The organism is Mangrovimonas sp. sgz306409 (assembly GCF_059735265.1).
Map to the genome: position 1 here is coordinate 249412 of NZ_JCAPEU010000004.1, position 22080 is coordinate 271491.

Annotated in this window: 21 protein-coding genes; 6 read left to right on the forward strand and 15 right to left on the reverse strand. The window is 38.9% G+C overall.

The features are described 5' to 3' along the window. Position 1: 1 nt before the first annotated feature. The 3 genes from AC6I5C_RS09040 to AC6I5C_RS09050 form a co-directional block, all read right to left on the reverse strand. Positions 2 to 292: a DUF3817 domain-containing protein gene (locus AC6I5C_RS09040; RefSeq protein ID WP_497904868.1), complete on the reverse strand. Its 291-nt coding sequence runs from the start codon at positions 290 to 292 to the stop codon at positions 2 to 4. Between the two features lie 48 nt (positions 293 to 340). Next, positions 341 to 2524, reverse strand: coding sequence for a T9SS type A sorting domain-containing protein (locus AC6I5C_RS09045; RefSeq protein ID WP_497904869.1), 2184 nt, complete (start codon positions 2522 to 2524; stop codon positions 341 to 343). A 270-nt stretch (positions 2525 to 2794) separates the two neighbouring features. Further along, entirely contained in the window at positions 2795 to 3619 is an 825-nt protein-coding gene (locus tag AC6I5C_RS09050) for an OmpA/MotB family protein (RefSeq protein WP_076663810.1), read from the reverse strand. Positions 3620 to 3794: 175 nt separating this feature from the next. Here AC6I5C_RS09050 and AC6I5C_RS09055 point away from each other — a divergent pair, with 175 nt between their 5' ends. Continuing rightward, positions 3795 to 4223, forward strand: a complete 429-nt coding sequence (locus AC6I5C_RS09055) for a hypothetical protein (protein ID WP_497904870.1) — start codon at positions 3795 to 3797, stop codon at positions 4221 to 4223. Positions 4224 to 4548: 325 nt separating this feature from the next. Here the strand turns inward: AC6I5C_RS09055 and AC6I5C_RS09060 are convergent, their stop codons facing one another. From AC6I5C_RS09060 to AC6I5C_RS09085, 6 genes are all read right to left on the reverse strand, one after another. After that, positions 4549 to 4938: a RidA family protein gene (locus tag AC6I5C_RS09060; RefSeq protein WP_497904871.1), complete on the reverse strand. Its 390-nt coding sequence runs from the start codon at positions 4936 to 4938 to the stop codon at positions 4549 to 4551. A 10-nt stretch (positions 4939 to 4948) separates the two neighbouring features. After that, a complete protein-coding gene (locus AC6I5C_RS09065) occupies positions 4949 to 5692 on the reverse strand; it encodes a hypothetical protein (RefSeq protein ID WP_497904872.1) in 744 nt (247 codons plus the stop codon). A gap of 11 nt (positions 5693 to 5703) precedes the next feature. Beyond that, on the reverse strand, positions 5704 to 6192 hold the full coding sequence (locus AC6I5C_RS09070) for a MarR family winged helix-turn-helix transcriptional regulator (RefSeq protein ID WP_497904873.1): 489 nt from the start codon (positions 6190 to 6192) through the stop codon (positions 5704 to 5706). Between the two features lie 118 nt (positions 6193 to 6310). Continuing rightward, complete coding sequence (locus AC6I5C_RS09075; protein ID WP_497904874.1) at positions 6311 to 6847, reverse strand: sterol desaturase family protein; 537 nt, start codon at positions 6845 to 6847, stop codon at positions 6311 to 6313. 192 nt (positions 6848 to 7039) lie between these two features. After that, positions 7040 to 8263, reverse strand: a complete 1224-nt coding sequence (locus AC6I5C_RS09080; RefSeq protein ID WP_497904875.1) for a radical SAM protein — start codon at positions 8261 to 8263, stop codon at positions 7040 to 7042. 13 nt (positions 8264 to 8276) lie between these two features. Continuing rightward, positions 8277 to 9986: a hypothetical protein gene (locus AC6I5C_RS09085; RefSeq protein ID WP_497904876.1), complete on the reverse strand. Its 1710-nt coding sequence runs from the start codon at positions 9984 to 9986 to the stop codon at positions 8277 to 8279. A gap of 199 nt (positions 9987 to 10185) precedes the next feature. Here AC6I5C_RS09085 and AC6I5C_RS09090 point away from each other — a divergent pair, with 199 nt between their 5' ends. Then, entirely contained in the window at positions 10186 to 11085 is a 900-nt protein-coding gene (locus AC6I5C_RS09090; protein WP_497904877.1) for an EamA family transporter, read from the forward strand. Positions 11086 to 11120: 35 nt separating this feature from the next. Here AC6I5C_RS09090 and AC6I5C_RS09095 read toward each other — a convergent pair whose 3' ends face one another. Continuing rightward, positions 11121 to 12929, reverse strand: a complete 1809-nt coding sequence (locus AC6I5C_RS09095; protein ID WP_497904878.1) for a prolipoprotein diacylglyceryl transferase family protein — start codon at positions 12927 to 12929, stop codon at positions 11121 to 11123. Positions 12930 to 13082: 153 nt separating this feature from the next. Next, positions 13083 to 13934 carry a winged helix-turn-helix domain-containing protein gene (locus tag AC6I5C_RS09100; RefSeq protein WP_497904879.1) on the reverse strand — a complete coding sequence of 284 codons (852 nt, stop codon included), beginning with the start codon at positions 13932 to 13934 and terminating at the stop codon, positions 13083 to 13085. A 169-nt stretch (positions 13935 to 14103) separates the two neighbouring features. On the opposite strand from AC6I5C_RS09100, the gene AC6I5C_RS09105 reads away from it, so the two are divergent. Continuing rightward, the gene (locus tag AC6I5C_RS09105) at positions 14104 to 14709 is read left to right on the forward strand and encodes a hypothetical protein (RefSeq protein ID WP_497904880.1); all 606 of its coding nucleotides are present in this window, start codon (positions 14104 to 14106) and stop codon (positions 14707 to 14709) included. Between the two features lie 100 nt (positions 14710 to 14809). Here the strand turns inward: AC6I5C_RS09105 and AC6I5C_RS09110 are convergent, their stop codons facing one another. Further along, positions 14810 to 16840 (reverse strand): M13 family metallopeptidase, encoded by a 2031-nt coding sequence (locus AC6I5C_RS09110; protein WP_497904881.1) that lies wholly within the window; start codon positions 16838 to 16840, stop codon positions 14810 to 14812. Positions 16841 to 16998: 158 nt separating this feature from the next. On the opposite strand from AC6I5C_RS09110, the gene AC6I5C_RS09115 reads away from it, so the two are divergent. After that, on the forward strand, positions 16999 to 17787 hold the full coding sequence (locus AC6I5C_RS09115) for a HipA family kinase (protein ID WP_497904882.1): 789 nt from the start codon (positions 16999 to 17001) through the stop codon (positions 17785 to 17787). Further along, entirely contained in the window at positions 17765 to 18148 is a 384-nt protein-coding gene (locus AC6I5C_RS09120; protein ID WP_497904883.1) for a DUF3037 domain-containing protein, read from the forward strand. The genes AC6I5C_RS09115 and AC6I5C_RS09120 overlap by 23 nt, the downstream gene beginning before the upstream one ends. Positions 18149 to 18163: 15 nt before the next feature. Here AC6I5C_RS09120 and AC6I5C_RS09125 read toward each other — a convergent pair whose 3' ends face one another. Continuing rightward, positions 18164 to 19213, reverse strand: coding sequence for an NAD(P)-dependent alcohol dehydrogenase (locus AC6I5C_RS09125; RefSeq protein ID WP_497904884.1), 1050 nt, complete (start codon positions 19211 to 19213; stop codon positions 18164 to 18166). 238 nt (positions 19214 to 19451) lie between these two features. Here AC6I5C_RS09125 and AC6I5C_RS09130 point away from each other — a divergent pair, with 238 nt between their 5' ends. Next, positions 19452 to 19880: an FKBP-type peptidyl-prolyl cis-trans isomerase gene (locus tag AC6I5C_RS09130; RefSeq protein WP_053977836.1), complete on the forward strand. Its 429-nt coding sequence runs from the start codon at positions 19452 to 19454 to the stop codon at positions 19878 to 19880. Between the two features lie 99 nt (positions 19881 to 19979). Here the strand turns inward: AC6I5C_RS09130 and AC6I5C_RS09135 are convergent, their stop codons facing one another. Beyond that, positions 19980 to 20603 (reverse strand): hypothetical protein, encoded by a 624-nt coding sequence (locus AC6I5C_RS09135; protein WP_497904885.1) that lies wholly within the window; start codon positions 20601 to 20603, stop codon positions 19980 to 19982. A 315-nt stretch (positions 20604 to 20918) separates the two neighbouring features. Continuing rightward, positions 20919 to 22028 (reverse strand): alkene reductase, encoded by a 1110-nt coding sequence (locus AC6I5C_RS09140; protein WP_497904886.1) that lies wholly within the window; start codon positions 22026 to 22028, stop codon positions 20919 to 20921. Positions 22029 to 22080: the final 52 nt, after the last annotated feature.

Here is a 22080-nt window from a genome sequence, read left to right on the forward strand (position 1 = left end):
GTTATGCCTCTTGTTTTAATAGTTTTCTGTCTACAACAAAGGTAGCAAAAGGCAGAATTGAGGCAATTAAAACTTTAATAAGAATTTTATTGTTCCACTTTAACCTACTTCCCAAAATAATGGCAAAAATAATATAGGCAATAAACAATAAGCCATGTGGCATGCCCAATAGTTTTACATATTGAGGGTCTTGCCCAAAATATTTAATGGGAACCGCAATAAACAGCAATAAAATATAAGAAATTCCTTCCAAGAAGGCTGTAATACGAAAGATGTTTTTAAGTGAAAGCATATGGTATTTTTATGGAGTCACAAAAATACCATACGCTTTAGGATTGGTCTAATTTTTTACAACTTTTTTAACTAACACAGGTGTGTTCTGACTGTTGTAAAATTTAGCAAGATACATGCCTGTAGAAAGTTGTTCCAAAGATAAATTAGCTGTTTCATGAGCCTGTAGTGTTCTGGACAGCAATTGCTTTCCATCCATACTGAACAATTTCAACTCTAAAGTTTCCGCATAACCATGTTGTACCGTTAATTGGTCATGGAATGGAACTGGATACATTTTTATACTTGGAGTTTGGGCAACTGGGTCCGTAGACAATGTTTCTCCGTTAAAATAGGTTACCGCTTTAGAAAAGGCATCTGGGCCTATTTTTTTTCCAATAACGCGTCCACCAATATCGTCAATAGGAGGGTGGATACCTCCCCAAATTCTTGACAGACTTGTTTGGTCTGAGGCGTCTCTATAGGTAGCCCACTGTAAGGTCATATTCTGTGTAGGACCTTCCTCAAATACCAAAAATTCGTTCTCCACTAAGTCAAAAGTTCCCATTCCTCCTGGGAAAAATTCATCACCTGTCAATAAAGTCATAGTTTCGGAAGCGCCCCTTGAAAAGGTTGAGTGTCCTGATAAATAACCTGCAAATGGAGGCGTCACAAAAGAAGGACGTTGGTAAGGCCACCAATGTGTACCCAAAATCCAATCTACACCAGCAACATCGGTTTCTGGTTCTTCAATATAATCAGGCCCCTTCCAGGCATACACTTTTATTTGACCTACATTTTCATCATTTTCTCCAGCCAATGGATCCCCAGTTTGAATCAATTCAATTCTACCATCTATCAAGGGCAACCCGTGAGGGTCGTAACTAGGTAAGGAGGCATCAGAACTTTGTCCTTTTGAAGCCATATATCGAATAGCTGAAATTGGACGAATATAGTCGTAATACCCTTTGATTCCCCAAGTATTAACCGCACAGTCGTGTACCGTTCCTCCAAGGGCCAAATAGCATTTTACATCCCATTCCAAATCCTCCAAAATCTCGCCTTCACCTCCAAATTTTTTCTCCAAATCGGGATGATCGCTTACATAATTTAAAATAGTAAACCAGTGTCCTGGTGGTGTTTCCGAAGAGGGGCCATCGGCCCAAAATTCTGCCAAAACCCTGGCATAATCTGCACGTTTCACCATTTGCGGTTCATAGGGAAGGTTAGTGGCAGGATTTAAATCGTGTCCTGTGCTGGCATCGCCACCTTCCATAAAATCATAGAATTCCTGATATTCGGCAAAGGTTTCCGGAAAGTTTTCGCTATCAAAATTTCCTATGCTGGCAGGAGAGATATCAATCATGGTCTCATCGGCAGGATCTAAATGCGACGACCAAGAGGCTACCAATGAAAAACTCCACTTATAAGGATCCTCGATACCATCTTCATCCGATTCCTGAATGTACCACGGTGCTCCTGGATCGTTGTAAACATAACAATCAAAGCCATCATTCAAAATATCCAAATCTTCACTTTTTAGGGCAAAAGGCGTTACTTGTCCCCATTCAGGCCCAACAAAAGAAGGGGTTGTCAAAGGAAATACGTTCCCACTTTGATCAATGTAAACATCAAAGGCCAAAGGCTGCCAGCGGTTAGGGTTAATACCACTATTGTCATCATATAAATCCAAAATCAAAGGATCGTTCACAGGTGCATAATAATTGCTAACATAACCAGCGGCTTCATTGGAACCATCCTGTAGCCCAAAAGCAATCATTTGTTCAGCTAAATAATTTCCCAAAGCGGCATAAGACCCACCACTATAATCGGTAGAAACAAATTCTGAATCATAACCATAATCTGTAAAACGGGTTAAAAATGACGCCTCGCTCACGGCACTATTGGGTGCATTTTCAAAGCGATGGCTTAGGAGTCTAAACATGGCATAGCTAATAATTTCATGTCTTGCTGCAGCCACATCGGTTGGAGTAGCGATACCATCAAAAGGGCAATCGTAGCCACCAAAGGTTTTTCCTAAAAATACCGTTTCGGCCACATCGTCAAAAATGGCCCAGGCATCATACATAATTATAGAAGAGTGGAATAGGTTCCGGGCATGTACCGTAGGTCTGGCCAAATCAATACGGATGGCCGATAAAAGCTCTTCATTCCATTCACGGGCCACAGATTGCTGGGACCAACCGTGTAAGGATATGAAAAACAGTAAAAAACAGAGCGTAGTTTTTCTCATAAAAGAATTGGTTGTGTTTAGTTAATTAAATATTGGTTCTTTCAAATGTAACAAAGTTTTCCAACTATCAAAACCTTTCACTTTTTTAACAAAAACTTATGCGAATATGTTATTTTTCAACCAAACAATATAAGGTATTGACAACCAAAACAATATTTTACTTAAATAACTTAATTCCGACTTTTTAAATAGCATAAAAAAAAGACTACTTTGAGGGAAGTAGTCTTTTTTAACAGGATTAATTAAATAACAGGTTATCAGGAGAGCGATTTACTCTTCAGCTGATATTAATGCAAAGAACTTATCCAAGTTTGGAAGGATTAAAATCCTAGTTCTTCTGTTGATAGCTCTATGCTCTGCAGTATCATTGTCGGTTAGAGGCTGGTAAAAACTACGTCCAGCAGCGATAAGTTTTTCTGGAGCTACATCAAAGTCGTTTTGCAATTTTTTCACTACAGAAGCAGCACGCAATACACTTAATTCCCAGTTGTCTGATACTTTTACATTGCTGATAGATTGTGAATCTGTATGCCCTTCAACCATTACTTCAACACTTGGTTCTGAGTTGATAACATCTGCCAATTTTTTCAAAATATGGTCCGCATCATTACTGATATTGAAGCTTCCAGATCTAAACAATAGCTCATCTGCAATGGAAATCATTACAACAGTTCCTTCAATATTCATGCTCACATCTTCGGTTTCATCAATATTGGTAACATTGCTTCTTACATTGTACGAAATAGCAGCGTTCATGGAATCCTTCAAGGTTTTGGCATTGGCCAAATAAGCAGGAGGGACGTTCTTTAACATCTCTCGCATTTGTGCCTTTTGATCTTCAGAAATCACAACCCCGTCAACAGATACCATTTTGGCATCAGATTCTTCAGAAAGGGAGTTAATTCGGGCATTGTATTGATCTACACGGGCTTGAATAGCGGCAAATTGCGCTTCCAATTCTTCGTTTTCAACCTTGGTTTTGGTGAGTTCACTTTTCAACTCTCCATTGTCTTTTTCAAGTGCCAAATATTTCTTTTTGGACACACAGGAGGTCAAAGCAATTGCTGTAAGTATTACAATAGAAAATTTTCTCATAATAGTTATTTAATTAATGTTTCGATGTCTTATGTATATCTACGGATGAACTGCGCTTATAGATTATAAATGATTACATAATTTAAGGAAAATCTATCAGTAAGTATAATTTTCAAACTGTTTACTGTTAAATATGAGGACTTTACACTATATTTAATACATAAAACAATTTTATATGGCAGCTAATAAAACCTATGTATTGGCCATTTTGGCCTTAGGAGGAATCCTTTCTACAAACGCTCAAAATACCTTAACGCCTAAAGAAAAAGAGCGGATGGCCAACAAAGTGGAAGTCTTCACACCAGATGAACGGGATAATATCCAAATGTGGTTTTACGAGCAGACCAACAAATTGGGATTGTCAGAAAGTACCAGAAATACATATGCCAGTATTTTATCCGATCATATTTATGAACTGGGCCGTTTAACAGATAAGGATAAAAATTACGATCAGGCAGAAATTTTATCTAAAATCGAAGAAGACAAAACAAAGGTGAATGCCAAAATAAAACCTTTACTTACCGAAAGCCAATACCAACAGCATCTGGAGCATTACAACAGGGTATTGGATGTGTATATCAGACGTATCAAGGAAAACAAATAATAGAAGTTGAAAAAGGGAATATCAAAATCAGATAATTTCTATTTTACATAATATAAATTATAGTTCAATTATATGTTAATTTCTGTACAGCCGTATTTCACGGCTATTTAGCATAATATCAGATATGATGTCTTAGACTCATATCGTCAGATATTATGTTAAAAGAAATTACGGTAAAAAGTTCTTGTACTTTTCTATTGCTTAAATACAACAAAATTTCCACTTCGCCATATTTTTAAAATTCCGTACCAATGTCAAGAAATTTTCAAATACGCGATTCTCAGCGATGTCATTTTTAGTAAACAAAGTAATTCATCTTAACAAGCTACGAAGCTACAATGGCATCAACTTCAATTTCTATGAGCCAATCTGGATTAATAAAACCGGAAACTTCCATGATAGTATCTACTGGCTTAATACTTTTGAAATACATGGCCCTGATTTCAGCGGCTGCTTTCCAATCATGGATATTGGTTAAAAACATCCGGGTTCTCACCACATCATTCAAACTGGCGTCTGCCTTTTTTAAGGCTATTTCTATAGTTTCCAAACATTGTTTGGTTTGTTGCCTAATATCGCCAACGCCCACGGTATTTCCATGCGCATCCATAGGTGCTGTGCCTCCAATACTAATATGGGCTCCAACACGTACAGCTCTGCTAAATCCAATGATGTCTTCATAAGGACTTCCACTTGATATTAATTCCCGTTTCATAATTTCTTATTTAATCCTCGCTGGTTCTTTTAAGTAATTGTTCGTTGGCTTTCTTGAATATATTGTGTATCACATCACCATTGGAAGGTTCTTCTTCTAAGGTTTCAGGATCCCATTGACTGCGTTCAATGGCAAAAAAATCGCCTCCATAAATATGTAATCCACCTGTAAACCTTTGTAACGGATTGGTAACCGAATGGATGGCATTGGTCTGCAAACTCGCCACGTCGCCCGCAAACAAGCACTTTACGTCTGAGGCTTTCAAGTGTTCTTGGTCTCGTTCCCAAAGAATATTGTCTTCCCTCCCTGTGTAAATTCCAATATTGGCCCACATACAATGATTATGGGGCATTAAATTCATTTGTGGCGTCCACGAAGCCGCAAAAATGGTGAGCTCTTTTGAGCGTAAAAACACCTTTAAACCAGCTTCTTGAGGTTCTCCAATGGCCTTCAGAATGGTTTTTGGATTGGACATTGCCCTTGCCAAAACTTCCCTTACAGCTTCCTGAGGATTTGGTTCCTTTTGGGCCTCAAGGCATTGTTCTATAAATAGCTGCATTCCTGCATAGTCCTTTTCTTCTAAAGGAATAAGTCGTTCTCCATGGTCCAAAGCTTCTTTGGAAATTTCTGTCATTGCCGATGCCATAAAGGAAGGAAGCATGCTAAAACTCAACCCTAGGCTCAAAGTTGAAATCATATGCCTCCTTGACAACACCTGAGGCGATGGGTCTCTTGTAAACTTAGAAGGTCTCATACGCTTTTGTTTTAATTTGAGTTATGATATGCTTTATAAAAACGCTCATTAAAAGGGACTTCCTTTAAAGCATCCTCTATGGCATCTAGAGATTTCAATATGGAAAGATCTTCATCCAACATTTTATAGATAGCTTGCTCACAACTGCCCCAAACATGTTCCAACTCCGGAAGTAACTCGTAAGATTTATGCGTCAATTTGATGTTTTGCTTGCGTTTATCCACGGTATCCCTTTCTGAACAAACATATCCCTTAGCTGTCATCTTTTTTAGCAGTACTACCATAGAAGGATGTGTATAGCCCAACTGTTCAGCCATTTCAGCCATAGTGAGCATCTCGTGTTCTTTTAATAATTTGAACACCAAATGCCAACTAGGTTCCACATCCATAGCTATTTGCTTAAAAAATTTTCTGGTGTCATGGGACATTCTATCGCTGATGCGCTTCAAGCGATTGTCTAACGCCCTATACCCTAGTGCTTTTATAAAATCTCTTTCCATTAATATTGAATATCACCTAAAGATAACAAATAATACTTAGTTGACTACATAGTTTACTAGATATAATTGTATTAAATTGAAGTAATTCAGCTAAATACAATTGTTTGTTCAGAAAAACTCATTTCGAGTGGTAAGTCCCCATCAACCTATCCCAAAAAGTAAAATACAAGCCATAGTTCTTTTTAGACTTAAGGTGATGGTAATCGTGAGCATCTGGAGTGTTCAACAATTTCAATTTTTGCAATTTGGGAATGCTAAATCCCAAATGAATCAAGACATTATAAACCGTTAAAAATGTAATAAAAACTACCAATGCCCATTGATGATGAGGAATAACAAACAATATTATTGGTATGAATCCCAAAGAGATTAAAGCTTCCCAAGGATGAAATGCAAATGCCGCCCAAGGTGTTGGACTTGTAAAACTGTGGTGGACCTTATGGATATGTTTAAAAAATTTTGAATGATGAATTAATCTATGGGTCCAATAGAAATACGTGTCATGAATAAAAACCATTAAAAGTATGCTTGCAACAAAATACGCCAGACCATATTCATGAAGATTATTATAAGACTTGGTATATCCGTTTTCAACCCAAAACACAAATAACCAAAGACTACTGCCATAGATTAAAAATGTTAGTAATGAATACAATACTTCTCGTTTAATTTGCTCCTTAAAAGGAAAATGTTTTTGGATTTTAAACTTAGAAAACCTCGATTTTTTCAAGACATAAAACAGATAAAAAAAGACACCAGCAACCAGTACATAGCGAAGTATGAACAAAAGTGTTCCTATTAACCAAATCTCGGTATGTGAAAACCCATAAAACATGATAGTTGGACTTTAAATTAAAGGATATGTGGGACACCCTTCAGCTTTTAAAACTTCTAAATGGTTTTCATAATTTACATCCAAAACCTTACCTGTTTTCTTGTGACAAAACGGGCAGGCATTCATATCACCATCGCTATCAATGTACATTCCCTTAAGTCCTGCGCTAAAACAACCTTGTCTGCGTTGGTAATACCCATGATAGCTCAGTATGGGAATATCTCTGTAATTTGGACCAAAATTCATTTTCAAAAAGAAATCTTCCAAAATAGCAATATGCGCTTCATCAAGGCCTACCTCCTTTTGCGCATAATGCCCAACAGCTTTAGGCTCCAATAATTGCACAAATGACACCCCTAATATCTTTGCTAATTCCATATATGACATTAAATTAGCATCTGAAATGAATGTTTTTGTTGCACATAAGGATAATGCCGTGACCAACCCTGCATTTTGTGAATTGGTCAAAGCTTGTTCTACCCAATAATAGGCATCCTTAAAATGCCTAAATCTATTGTGTTCTTCTTCTTCATAATGATCCAAACTCACAATAACCCCTTTTAATCCAGCCTTTTTCAAACGTTTGGCATTTTCAAGATTTAATTTAAACCCTGAAGTCACCACCCAAAAATTGGTACTTTTTGTATCGGCACGATGCAGCAACTTTATCAAGGTCTCCATTTGTAATAGTGGCTCCCCTCCTAACAATTGAATTTGACTTACCCCCTGGTCTTGTAACTTCTTAATAATGTCAATTAGTTCGGTATCAGACAAGGTATCCTTCTTGTTCAAATGCTCCCACTCATAGCAATGTTCACATTGCAAGGCACATTTTTTGGTAACAGACAAAAAAACCGTATTAAACCTGTTTACCAAACCTTTTTCTATAGGTTTGAAATCGTGTAATTGGGAGGCTATAAAGCGCTCATAAATATCATTATTCCAACCGGGCGTATATAAGCCCATAAAATATTCACCATTAAAACATGCCATCTTTTGGAGTCTGTAATTGCCCAAAAATCGCTTTCTTAACGCTACTAAATAACGAAGGGAGCGCAGCCAATCCAAAGGATTTCTATAGCAAACCATTGCTACCTTAAGAAGCGTTAATTTTAGCCTAAAATGTACCCATCGCATTCGCAATCCTGAAATCATATAAGATGTAGGAATTATAGTTTGCTTAGTTTCTGCAACCTGTGCTTTTGGTTTTGTATAATCTTGGACCTCAGTAATCATTTCCAAATTCATTTTATTTAGCCACCACATCAAATGACTTTTCATATGTCATTAATGCCTCATATTCATATTTGGAAAAATCTGTAAAAGCTTCCGCTTCCCTAAACAATTTTAGCTTTTGAAAATCAGGTTCCTTATCATAGTGTCTTATATAATTGTAATATCCTCTATTCTTCAAAAAGTAGGTCCGGTTTATGTTACTTTCGTTTAATTGTATGGGAAAACTTACCGTAACCTGGTCTCCTACGTTAGGCTGTATTAAATAATTGCCATCTGCGGTCAATATAGTTTCAGTAACATCCTTGCCCTGTTGATCGATAGCTTTATATGGAGTTATGTGTTCTATGGCTAAATCTACATTTTCTGAATAATCAATCCCTATATAATCCACCTCCCAAAACATAAACCCTGTTTCCAGCCTAACAGCAAGGTGCTCTCCTTCTACCTTACTCATATCTACAGCAACTGCCAAATCTCGATATGCCATAGGTCCTACAGTACGAAGTCGTTCAACCAACTCCCAACCATTTGTAGTCTTCACATATATCGACAATGGGATGTGCTGGGCTTCTATCCAATCCAAACTCTTTCTTTTTGAACTAGTTTGCTGTTGCTTTTGAAACTCTGGATAGTAGGTTCCAAATTGTTCATTAAACTTTCCAAAAACATAGTCCAACCACAAAGAGTTCTTAACACTTAAATAGAGTTTTGCCTGGCTGGTTGTGACCTTTGGTTTCTCAAAAAGAAAGTCCACTCCTCTCACACTCGTATCTGAGTCCAATTCATTATTAAATTGAAATGGGCGACTGTCCTTATCTAAAACCAAATCTAAATCGGTCTTCTCCCCATCAACTACCGCCTGCTTTGGAGCGTGTAGTTTGGAGAATGTTTTGGGATTTCCATTTTGATCCATGAGTACTGAAATATCTGGAGAATGACTAATCTCTACCAATTCTAAAAAATCTGTATGCTGGACTTCTTTCAGTTCATTGGTCACCTTAATGTCATAAGTGTTATTGGTTACTTTCAAATCTGGTAATTTTAAATAGTCATCACATTGCATATTTGGCGTGATAATTCCTGGATACAACTCTCCTGCAAATTGATACTCATTACCGTTCTTGACATAAAGAAATGGACAGGAACTCTTCGTGAGAGCCACAATAATTGCTATCAGGGCAATTGCCCCAATAGTTACTCCAAGGGCACTAGCAACAGTTTTCCCTGTATTTTTATCATTAACTGAGATGGAAGTAATGTCTGACAAAGGAAAACTTACCCTAGTCCCAAATTGTGGGTCTAAGGTAGAATTCACATAAAAATGAAGCTCATTCAAAGGCTTTTGTTCAGTGGTATAACGATGGACTTTATCATCTTCCCGAGGTTTTAAAGGAATATGTGCCTCGTCCAAAGGCGCACATAATCCTGATATGGTCTTATCAGTTTCGTTCAGTACAAAATCATTTAGATGCCAGATATGCCCTTTGGTATGGATGACAACGTAATTGTATGTTTCATTAAAATTTGCAATTTCATTAGAAATAGTGTCTGGTGTGGTAGCTATATCCCTCACGTTGTAATAAGAACAACCTATAATAAGGTTTAAAAAGGCGATTGTCAACATAATTGACAAACTTACCCTTACCTTTATATTTTTATAAAACACGTGTAAGGGCTTGAATTCTGAATTGGAAAAAGCGGTCATGACATGAAAAAATAGCAAGAAAGTCTTGTTTACCTTAGATTTGAGAAGTAAAAACACCTAAGTGTTAGCAATCTATGAAAAAGGAAGAATTATATTAAAGATACACTTTTTTTAAATTTTAGACAAACCTCTCCGTGTCTTCCTTGCTTCGAATAACTTATCAAAAATCCCCATAATTTCCGTTCCTAAAATCCTCTAAAAAACTATCTTCGCGGCCATGTGGATGTATTTAGGATTATTGGCGGCGCTCTTTTTGGGCTTACACAACTTATGTAAAAAACACGCCGTTCAAGGGAATGAAGTGTACCCAGTACTTTTCGGGACGGTGTTCAGTGGATTTGTATTTATTGCAGCCTTTTATGTGTTGGCGCTCATAGACCCTGAAGCTGCTTTAAACAAAGGCTTTCACTTTCAAAACATCCCATGGCAAACCCATGGTTTTATTTTTATCAAATCGGCCATCATGGCCAGTTCCTGGGTCTTGGCCTATCAAGCTCTAAAGCATCTGCCCATCACCATCGTAACCCCCATACGTTCGGCGGGACCATTTTTCACATTCATAGGAGCAATTGTCATTTATAAAGAAAGTCCGAACATGTTCCAATGGATGGGCTTCTTCCTCATCATTTTCTCGGTGATGCTCTATTCCAGAATTGGCAAAAAGGAGGGCATTAATTTTAAGCGCAACAAATGGATCTTTGCCATTATAGCTGCCACTTTTTTAGGAGCTAGTAGTGGACTTTACGATAAATTCCTCATTCAAAGTTTGGAGCTCAATCCACAAACCCTGCAATTTTGGTTCTGCCTCTATACCCTACTCATTTTAAGCATCATTTTAGGTTTCACCTGGTTTCCTTATGCAGCAAAGCGTCAAGCCTTTAAATTTAGATGGTCTATTGTTGGTGTCGGGGTCCTCCTGCAGGCCGCCGATTATTTTTATTTCAAGGCACTTCAAGATCCAGAAGCCCTCATCATGCTGTTATCTGCTATCAAGCGTAGCCAGATACTCATTGCTGTAGTAGTGGGTGGGCTTATCTTTAAGGAAAAAAACAAGCGTAAAAAACTGGTACCTTTAATGGGCATCATGACGGGCGTCTTCCTGATTCTGTATTCATAAAGGACCACAAAGAAAATTTTCTAGTAATTAAAAAATCAATCCTTTTCTTTTGCTTGATGTATACTTTCCCCAAACCGATAGTTTACAGAGAATAAAAATTTCCCGCCCACTTCATCGCTCAAAAGCCCTGGTCCTGAATAGTGTTCCTTAAAAATATACATAAGGCGTACTCCCATATTTTTGGTAATCAAGGTTTCTAAGGATAAATAGCTGGTTTCCAAATTCCAAATATACCCATATCGTAAACTATAATCAGGACTTAAACCAAAACTACTTCCTATACTGGAACGATGGTATATTGTAGGGTATGGAGAAGGAAACAGAAAACCATAATTATAATCAATATCCACATATTTTCTTGGACCAAATCGAGCATGCACTTCGGGCAAAAACACATATTCCTTTTGGGCATCTTCAATATTTGTGGCATCATAAAATTGATGTTTATTTACTCTTAAGCTTCCCAATTGAAAGCCAACCCCTCCTCCTAGCCATTTGCCATCATAAGTCACAAAGGGATTTAGTCCAAACACAAAATCCTTTTCGGTGTTATTGTTTGTCAAATTGGTGCTTTTCACCATCCCCCCATGAACATTGGCGCCTAGCCTAAGCGTTTTGTTATTTTTTTCCTTTATATAGGAATAGCCAAGTCCTCCAACCTGATAGGTTTGTCTGTAATCCTCGGAGTCATAGGTAGTGCCACACTCTCCTTGTTGTGGGTTATACCTAACCGTATTGGCAAAATCACCAAACGAACCTCCCACATCAACCCGATGGTAGGTTTTAATAGTGGTCTTATGGGTTGGGATGGTTTGCGCAAAAACAAATAAGGGCATCAATAACACCACACTTATGGCCATTCTGTAAGGTTTTAACCTGTTTTCTGTATAGAGATAATAAACCGAAAGTACAATGGCAGGGAAAAACTTCACCCAAATTACCAAAAGTTCATAAGTTGAAAACAGGTTCCTAAAGCTATACAGACATACGGAAATGACTACGATATACATAAAATCGGCATGCAGAAACGGAGAATTTTCCCGACCCCTTAGCCAATCGCTACCTTCGTAGCCTTCGTAAACCAACAAGACAATTCCGGCAATCATACCATAAGCCAACATACTCCATTGATAGGACCGCAAGCCAACATAATACAAAGTATTGAACTGTGAGCCAGCAGGATCCCTAAAAAATTCAATGCCAAAGCGCATCATAAAAAACAGGAACAGTCCAAAAAACAAGGCACTTAGGGACTTTTGCCATTGCTTATGGGTTTTCCAAACAAGATACCCTATCAAAACCAACAAGACACTCTCATAAAGTTGCACAGGATACACCGATAAAGACGCCAAGGCTTCTGGAGCAATCTGTCCCGCACTCCAATGGTTAAAATGGGCATGTGTTCCCTTGGCATATTGAACCGACCACATCCCATTGGACGGAATACCATAGCAACAACCATTAAAGAAACACCCCAGCTTAATAATTCCTAAAGCTATGGGGCAAATCCAGGCATATAAATTCAATATAAACCTTCCAAATCCGAAAATTCGTTGCGACACCAACAGTCCCAAAAAACCGAAAAACAGCCCTCCTATGGCCGACCGATTATTAAAATTGGAAGAATGGGAATTAATAGCCCTGATCCAATCTTCAAAAGGAATGGTAAACAACCGTGAGCCTAAAACCGTAAACAACGAAATCGTCGTCATCATTAAAAGAACCGACCGTAAATGAAAACCTCGTTTGATACTTTTATAAAGTACCACACAAAAAATGAGCAAGAATGCTAAAAAATAACAGCACTGAAAAAGCACCCTGGGACTACCTACAAAATTTTCCATGATAAACACAATTAATTAAATAGGTATTTTACGGGAAGAGGGTCAGCTATTATATCAACATGGAAGAAATACTATATTAAATATAAGCATTTTCAGCCATAAAAGGAAGCTAAAAATAATAATAGAAAGCAATTATAAGTGCATCCTCAGGTCCTAGTTTACCTCCAACTTATACCCAACCCCATGAATATTGACCAGTTGGATCCGTTCATCATCCTGAAGTTTTTTACGAAGTTTGGAAATATAGGTGTCCAAACTGCGCCCCACAACCACGCCATGGTCTTCCCAAACCCGTTTGCTCAGTTCATCACGGCTAATCACTTGGTTTGGGCGCTCCACAAACAGTTCCAACAGTTCGCATTCCTTTTTAGAAAGGGCTATTTCGGTGGCAGGCGTTACCAATTTGTGCTGTTCTGGATAAAACATAAAACGCCCCAAAGGTACTTCCTTGGTGGCCGCAAGCTCTGAAACCTCTATTTGTTTTCGCCCAAAAAACCACCAGCCCAAAACGCCTAAAACAACTACAGGGAGTAGCCATAACCAAACCAAATTAGAGTTCGTCCTCTTTCCTTCTATAAACTTCACATGGATTCTATAACAAGATTGGGGCAGCAAACGGCCTTGGCAAGGGACGATCCCCTGCTCCCCCTCAAGCCACATCTCATAGCTATAGGCCACTTCTGCATCTTCACACTGCAGTACTTCTACCAAATAACGCTCAGAAAGTTCTGCACGTTCCAAACTACGCTTCACAATAGCCACCAAACTATCGGGTACAATTTGCAAAGGCTGTTCAAAGGATAGTTCATAAGTAGAAGCGTCCAAAGCTACCACAGGAAGCACTCGGGAACTGGAATCGCCAGATTGTAACAACAATTGGTGCCCTGCCTCTCGTAAGCCAACTTTTATACGTTCAGGAGAATGCTCTTTGACAGATTCGGAACAGGCTACAACTAGTAGACTTAGCAGCAACAATGCCACTTTATAATATAGTTTTGTCATCATGGGTATCATAAGTACCGTAAATAACCAACATTTTCAGGACTTTTTACAAGCATTGACAGTTCTTTGACACTTTTTTGACATTTTTAAGAACTGTCCTCCATAGCTTTAACATAACATTCAAATAACTCCGAACCTTCCGTGTTGAAGGTTCCATTTAAACCAAATTCTTATGAAAACAATTAGTTACTATGTAAAGCCGTATGTCGTTATTCTTGGGATCACACTCACCCTTCTTTTCAACTGTCAATCGGACAAATACCAAAAATCGACAGCGGAAACTTCCCAATTGGCCATGGCTACAACAGAACACCCCATGGGGCCAGTGTTGTTTCCCAGAACTGAGGGCCAAACACAAATAGATGCACTCTATGAAACCTCCATCTATTTGGAAGATTTGGGAAATAACGACTACAACATTATTGTATACATGGGCTTAAAAGAACAATCGTATTACGCTTCTCCAAATTCCTCTCATACCTACATGGGACGTTTTACTTTTGACGTTGAAACCGACGATAAAATAGAATTGTTTGATGCACTCTCTGAAACAACTATTTTAAAAGAAGACATAGAGCCTCACTGCAATGGATATGGTGCTAACTGGATACGACAAAACACGTTCTACAAGCAGTCCTTCCATTTAAACACCACTGAGGATTTTTATATCATGGGATTTATACAATTTACCATTGAACCCCGTTGCACCAAGGAAGTTATCCCATTTGGTATCACCAATAAAGATGGGAATCTAAAGATTGCTATCACAAAATGTTAGTCCTTTAGACATAATATAAAAAAACACCTCCAATGGAAATCTTTGGTCATTTTGAGCCCATTCCAATGGAGGTGTCTTTATTTGATTTTACAATTAAAACTTACCAGACCTTGATCCTATCGGTTTCAGCCTTATAATTTTGGTCCCCTTCTGCTACATCAAAGGCCTCATAAAACGGCGTCATATTCATTAATGGGCCATTCACACGCCATATAGGTGGCGAATGCGGATCGGTTGCTACATAATTGCGTAAATATTCATCGCGTGTTTTTACACGCCAAATACGCGCCACCGACATAAAGAAACGCTGATCTGGAGTATAGCCGTTAATCTTGGTTGTATCCTGCCCTTGAGCTGTCATTTTAAATGCATCGTAAGCAATGGCAACTCCGCCATTATCTGCTGTGTTTTCTCCAACCGTCAAAGCTCCTTTAAGGTGGACACTGTCCAATACGGTAAAAGCATCATACTGCTCAATGATCTGTTGGGTCTTGGCCTTAAACTTGGCATAATCCTCTTCGGTCCACCAGTTTTTCACATTTCCTTCCTTGTCGTATTGCGCTCCTTGATCGTCGAAGGCATGGGTAAATTCATGACCAATGACCATTCCTATACCTCCATAATTCACGGCATCATCAACATTTGGGTCAAAATAAGGAGGCTGTAAAATCCCTGCAGGAAACACAATTTCATTCAAAGACGGATTGTAATAAGCCGTCACGGTAGATGGTGTGGTGTACCATTCATCTCTATTAGGTGCTTTGTTTAATTGAGCTAAATGATAGGCATAGTTGTTTTGATTTAAGGCCAATACATTTTCAAAATAATGCGCCTTGTCAATAGCAACCTCATAGGTTCTCCATACATCCGGATAGCCAATTTTTTTGGTTATGCTGTGTAGTTTTTCTTTGGCCTTTACTTTGGTGCTATCGCTCATCCAATCCAATTGGGTGATGCGTTTTTCCAAAGTCTTATGAAGATTGTTTACCAATTCCAATGCTCGTTTTTTGGCATTTTCATCAAAATAACGCTTTACATATAATTGTCCCAAAGCAAAACCCAATTGGCGGTCTACCTGTTGCACCATGCGCTCAGCCCTAGTTTTTTGAACACTTTGTCCCGAAATCACTTTGGAATAGGCAAACTCCGCATCTTGAAAAGGAGTACTTAATATAGAAGCAAAAGCCGTCAAGGTATTGGCCTTTAAATAGGTTTTCCAATCATCTAAAGGCACTGTTTTCAGCATTGTGTTAAGCGTTTCGAAATAGGCCGGCTGCATCACATCTACAGAGTCTACCTCCATTTCTGAATGCTCCAACATGGACTTCCAACCTATGTTTGCTTGTGTTTTGTCTAGTTCAGAAACGGCCAATTTATGGTAATTTGCTTGGGTATCCCGTAATTCCACTCGGGTTTTATGGGAAGCGGCCATTTGCTTCTCTATGACATACACTTTTTGGGCATTAGTTTCTGAATTGGAATCGCCAATCAATTCAAACAAAGTCGTTAAATAGTTTTGATATGCCTTTTGAATGGCTACCGAGGAAGGATCCGTTTGGAAATAATAATCCCTGTCTGGCAAACCCAATCCTGTTTGTCCAAAATGGGCAATGTTCAAAGCGCTATTCTCTTGATCTGGATAAATAGACACATTGATTAAGGAATAATTCCCAACTTTCATTTGATCGGCTACAAAAGCCATTAAACCCGCAGAACTATCTAAAGCATCAATTTGTTCCAGAATTGGCTTTACTGGTTCAAAGCCACGCTGATCAATGCTTAGGGTATCCATCCCTGAGGCATAAAAATCGCCTAATTTCTGTTCAATACTACCTTTAGGATAGTCTCCTACAGAGACCTCTTCCAAAATGGTCTGCAACAATTTTTTCTGTGGAATATTTAAAAATCTATAGGAGCCCACCCCTACTTGATCATCGGCAATTACGGCTTGGTTATACCAAGTTTTGTTAACATGGCCAAAGAAATTATCCCCCGGCTTAATTGAAGGGTCAATCCCCTCAAAAATAAGAGCAGATTCCTGTGCTGCGTCATCGCTCACAGGCTGCTTTGAATCCTCTTTACAGCCCACCAATAAAACGGCTGCAAAAGAGATATAAAGAACTGGTTTCATAATGAATGGTTTGTGATAGTATCAAAAGTAAGTATTTTAAACCTAAATTTCATGATAGACATTTGAATGCCTAGGCTCACTGGCATTTGGAAATATCTAGGTCTCCCCGCTCTCAACTTCCTCCCAAAACCGTTATCTTTGGCCTCAAATATTACCTTATGTCAATAGCTATTCGGCATGTCAATGTCATGCGTTACATCACCCCTTTAAGAGAAGGCGGTTCCCTCCCAGCCATTGCTGAAGCAGATGATGGATTTAATTATGTGGTGAAGTTTAGAGGGGCCGGCCATGGCGTAAAAGGACTCATAGCCGAATATTTGGGCTGTGAAATTGCCCGAAAATTGGGGCTATTGATACCAGAGGTGGTCTTTGCTGAATTGGATGAAGCTTTTGGTCGCACCGAAGGGGATGAAGAAATACAGGACCTCCTTAAATGGAGCCAGGGATTAAATATCGGGTTGCACTACCTCTCCGGAGCTGTAAACTATGATCCTGTGGTATTGACGCCAAATCCGCTTTTGGCCTCCAAAATTGTGTGGTTGGATGCTTTTATCACCAATATCGATCGCACCACCCGTAACACCAACATGCTTATTTGGAACAAAAACCTATGGTTGATAGACCATGGAGCGTCCTTCTACTTTCACCATTCCTGGAAAGACATACCTACTGCTGCCATAACGCCTTTCAACCTTATCAAAGACCATGTGCTATTGGCTCAAGCTAGTGAATTGGAGCGGGTGCATCAAGAGTTCAAAGCCTTGTTGACCGAAGAGGTCATCAGTGATATCGTGAACAACCTTCCGGACACTTGGTTGCAATGGGAAGGCTATCCCTATACCGAACAGGACTTAAAAAATGGCTATCTTGAGTTTTTAAACACAAGATTGGCCAATTCTGAAATTTTTACAAACCAAGCCATACATGCCAGAAAAGATCTTATATGAGTACGCCATAATTCGCTACGTCCCTAAAGTGGAACGTGAAGAATTTATAAATGTAGGCATTGTCTTGTATGCCAAACAACACAACAGTATTCACCTGCACTATCATGTAGACCAAGCTCGTATTGCAGCTTTTAGTCCAGAAGCGGATATAGAAGCTTTAAATGCGCATTTGGAATCATTTAAACGCATTGCAGCGGGCGACAAAGCCTGTGGTTTGATAGCCCAAATGGATACCGCTTCCAGATTTAGATGGCTGACCGCTGTGCGCAGTTCAGTCATTCAAACTTCTAGACCGCACCCTGGTTTTAGTACGAATTTGGAAGCCACTGCACAAAAACTGTTTGAAGAGGTAGTATTGTAAAACAGTACTTTAACGTTATAACGATGCCATATCAATTACAAAGCGGTAATGTACATCACTTTTGAGCATGCGTTCATAAGCCGTATTGATATCCTGTATGTTAATCACTTCAATATCTGAGGTGATGTTATGTTTCCCGCAAAAATCCAGAAGTTCTTGGGTTTCGGCAATACCTCCAATCAAGGAGCCTGCAACCTTTTTACGCCCCATGATCATGGGCACCGAATTTAACATAGGGTCCAATGGCCCTAAATAGCCAACCAACACCAAAGTACCGTTGGTACTTAAAGTGCCAATATAAGGGTTCACATCATGCACATAAGGCACTGTATCAATAATGACATCAAACTGTCCCTGTACGGCTGCCATCTCATCTTCATTCGTAGAGATGACTACAGCATCGGCTCCTAAATCCATGGCGTCTTGTATTTTGTTTTTGGAGCGAGAAAACAAGGTCACATGAGCGCCAAGGGCATCCGCCAATTTAATGGCCATATGTCCTAATCCTCCAAGGCCCACAACGGCCACCTTACTATCTTTTCCTACATTCCAATGACGCAATGGTGACCATGTGGTAATACCGGCACACAGTATGGGAGCCACGCCTGCCAAATCAAGATTTTCAGGTACGCTTAATACAAAATGTTCATCTACCACAATACTTTCGGAATAACCACCATAGGTAGGCATATCCAAATGTTTGTCATGGCCTCCATAGGTTCCAACCCATTCAGGGCAATACTGCTCCAAGTCATTTTCACAATTGTTACAGGTACGGCATGAATCTACCAAACACCCTACTGCCACAATATCTCCTGGCTTATATTTACTAACACTTCCTCCCACCGCTTTTACCTTCCCTACTATTTCATGACCCGGAACCACGGGATATACACTAAAGCCCCAATCGTTGCGCGCAAAGTGCAAATCGGAATGGCATACTCCACAATACAAAATATCAATTTCTACATCCTTATCGGTTACTTTTCGTCTCTTAATATCCATTTCCCCTAGGGCTGCATCCGCGGCTTCTGTGCCAAATGCCTTAATACTTGTTGTGTCCATGACTTGCTTCACTTCTTTTAATTAATTTAATATCAACACCTTAAAGTTACGTAAATATTATGAGTCAGCGGAGTGCTTTCACCTCTTGATTACTCCTTTGTGATAATAGAAAAAAGAAACATGACAATATTTCAGATTTTGTCATTTGGCGTAGTTTATGGACTCGAAAGCTTAACCTACAAAAGTGCAAGGTGTAAAAGTTATACCATGCTTTGTAGACTAATAAAAAACTACGTTTATGAGCCAAGTAAAAGACAACAACACTGTAAAGGTGCACTACACTGGAAAACTAACCGATGGACAAATCTTTGACACCTCGGAAGGACGTGAACCTTTAGAGTTTACTTTAGGACAAGGAATGATGATCCCAGGATTTGAGAAGGGATTAATTGATATGAAACTAAACGAAAAGAAAACCATCAGCCTTACAAAGGATGAAGCCTATGGTGATGCGCACCCAGAATTGATACAGGAAGTTCAAAAAAGCCAATTACCTGAAGAATTGACACCCGAAGTGGGAATGTCATTAATTTCCACAGCTCCAGATGGTAGAGAACACCAATTATTGGTTATTGAGGTAAAAGAAGATAGTATTGTAGTGGATGCCAACCATCCTCTTGCTGGTAAAGACCTTATTTTTGATTTGGAAGTGGTTGATATTAAATAAATCCCTTTAGGAAAGAACTATAAAGCCTGATAGCAATTAAAACTATCAGGCTTTTTCTTTACACAACTAATAATAATTGGTTGAGCCAATTTTGGGGAATTATAAGTCTGTTTGTTGAGAATTCAACACCAAGTCTCTATGGGCTACAAATAAGCCACCTTCCTGTTCCAAATTAAGCATGCCCTGAAACTCTTGTTTATTCAATTTCTTTTTGCAACGGTTGGTCATTAATGGATCATCACTAAACACAAAGGCATCCAATTTATAGGCTTCCTCTCCAGGCGCCATCACAATAGGATGGATATGCTTCAAACCTCTTCGTCTAGGAAAGGCATTTGACGCATAACTCGCTCCGGGTACGAAGGTGTAAAAGGTATAATTTCCATTGGCGTCGGTTTTTACCCAAGCACGGTGGTACACATATTTTTTGTCATTTTGTTTTCTATTATCATACTCCCCATCTTCATTGGGTTGGTAAATGAATAAAATAACATCTTTGGCAGGGGTTACGCCATCACTTTGATAAATAGTTCCTGTAATCTTTAGTTTTTCGGCTTGCGCTGCATATCCAGGAATGGTATCTACAGAGCTTAAAGTAGCTTCTGTATAATCGTAAATAGGACTCCTATTTTTATAATCTTCTGAAACAGTATCCTGTACATTTTGGGAATACACAACTCCCATCAAAAAAGCGGCACAAAAGAAGGCGAGTAGATTTTTCATAAGACATTTATTTTTAAACACTTCAAAATTAGAGAAGTATGTGTTTTTCTAATTAAAAATCTTATGAACGTAGTAATTTTACGATGTAATACCCGCAATTCATACCAACGTAAAAAATCATCGGTAAATGACAAAACGGTTCATCTTGGAAATGTGCAGTTTAGCCAATACACTGTCAAAATGAACCGATGAATTCTCTTTGGAACTGGCCTGAATTTAAAAAACAGAAGTCAAAAGCCATGTCCCAAAAAATGTGAACCTGAGCTTGCCGCAACAAAAACTGTACTATCACAAATTGACAAGCTCAGTATAAAATTAAGACGATTGCTCTACTTTAGCAGAAGCATAATCTGTATAGCCCTTTTCTCCAGGGGTATAAAACGTATCTTGGTCCCATTGGGCCCATTCTATATCCTGTTCAATACGCTCCACCAAATCGGGGTTGGAAATAAACGGTTTTCCAAAAGCTACCAAATCGGCATCACCGGACGAAATGACCTCATGTCCTGTTTCCGCCGTAAATTTGTTGTTGATCATTAAGGTACCATGGTACAACGGCCTGAAGTGTTTGGCTATATCTGTAACGGCATAAGGCACTTCCGATACATCTGTAAACGGTTCAGATAAATGTACATAGGCCAAATTGTAGTCGTTCAACTTCTTAATAATATACTCAAAGGTTGGAATGGTATCCTTATCCAAGGTGATTCCAAACAAATTGTGCAAAGACGGATTGAAACGCACCCCTATTTTTTCCTGAGGAATCACTTCGCTCATGGCATCCAATACTTCAAAAAAGAATCTAGCCCTATTTTCAATTGAACCGCCATATTCATCGGTACGCACATTAGAAGTTCCATTAAAAAATTGATGGAACAAATATCCGTTGGAAGAATGGATTTCTACGCCATCAAAGCCCGCTTCCATGGCATTCGTGGCAGCATTCATAAAATCATTGATGGTATCTTCAATCTCAAATTTGGTCATTTCTTTTGGCGTTACCGTATCCTTGAAGCCCTCAGGAGTAAAAGATTGTGAATTTGGATTGATGGCCGAAGGTGCCAAAGGCAATTCACCACGATGAAAATCAGGATGCGACATACGGCCCACATGCCATAACTGGATAAAGATCTTCCCTCCTTTATCATGGACACGTTTGGTCACCAATTTCCATCCTTCTACCTGAGCTTTGGAATAGATGCCTGGCGTATTAACATAGCCTACAGCGGCCTCAGAAACTTGAGAGCCTTCCGTAATGATCAATCCCGCCGAAGCACGTTGTTCATAATACAAGCCTTGAAGGTCATTGGTAGGAACTCGTTCTTCATTAACAGCCCTACTGCGGGTCATAGGAGCCATGACAATTCGGTTTTTAAGACTTAAATTCTTAGAGTGGTAAGGTTGTAATAATGCGTTGTCTTTCATAATAATTAGGCTTTAGGTGAAACATTAAGCCCCCTACAATCATTTTGTTTTC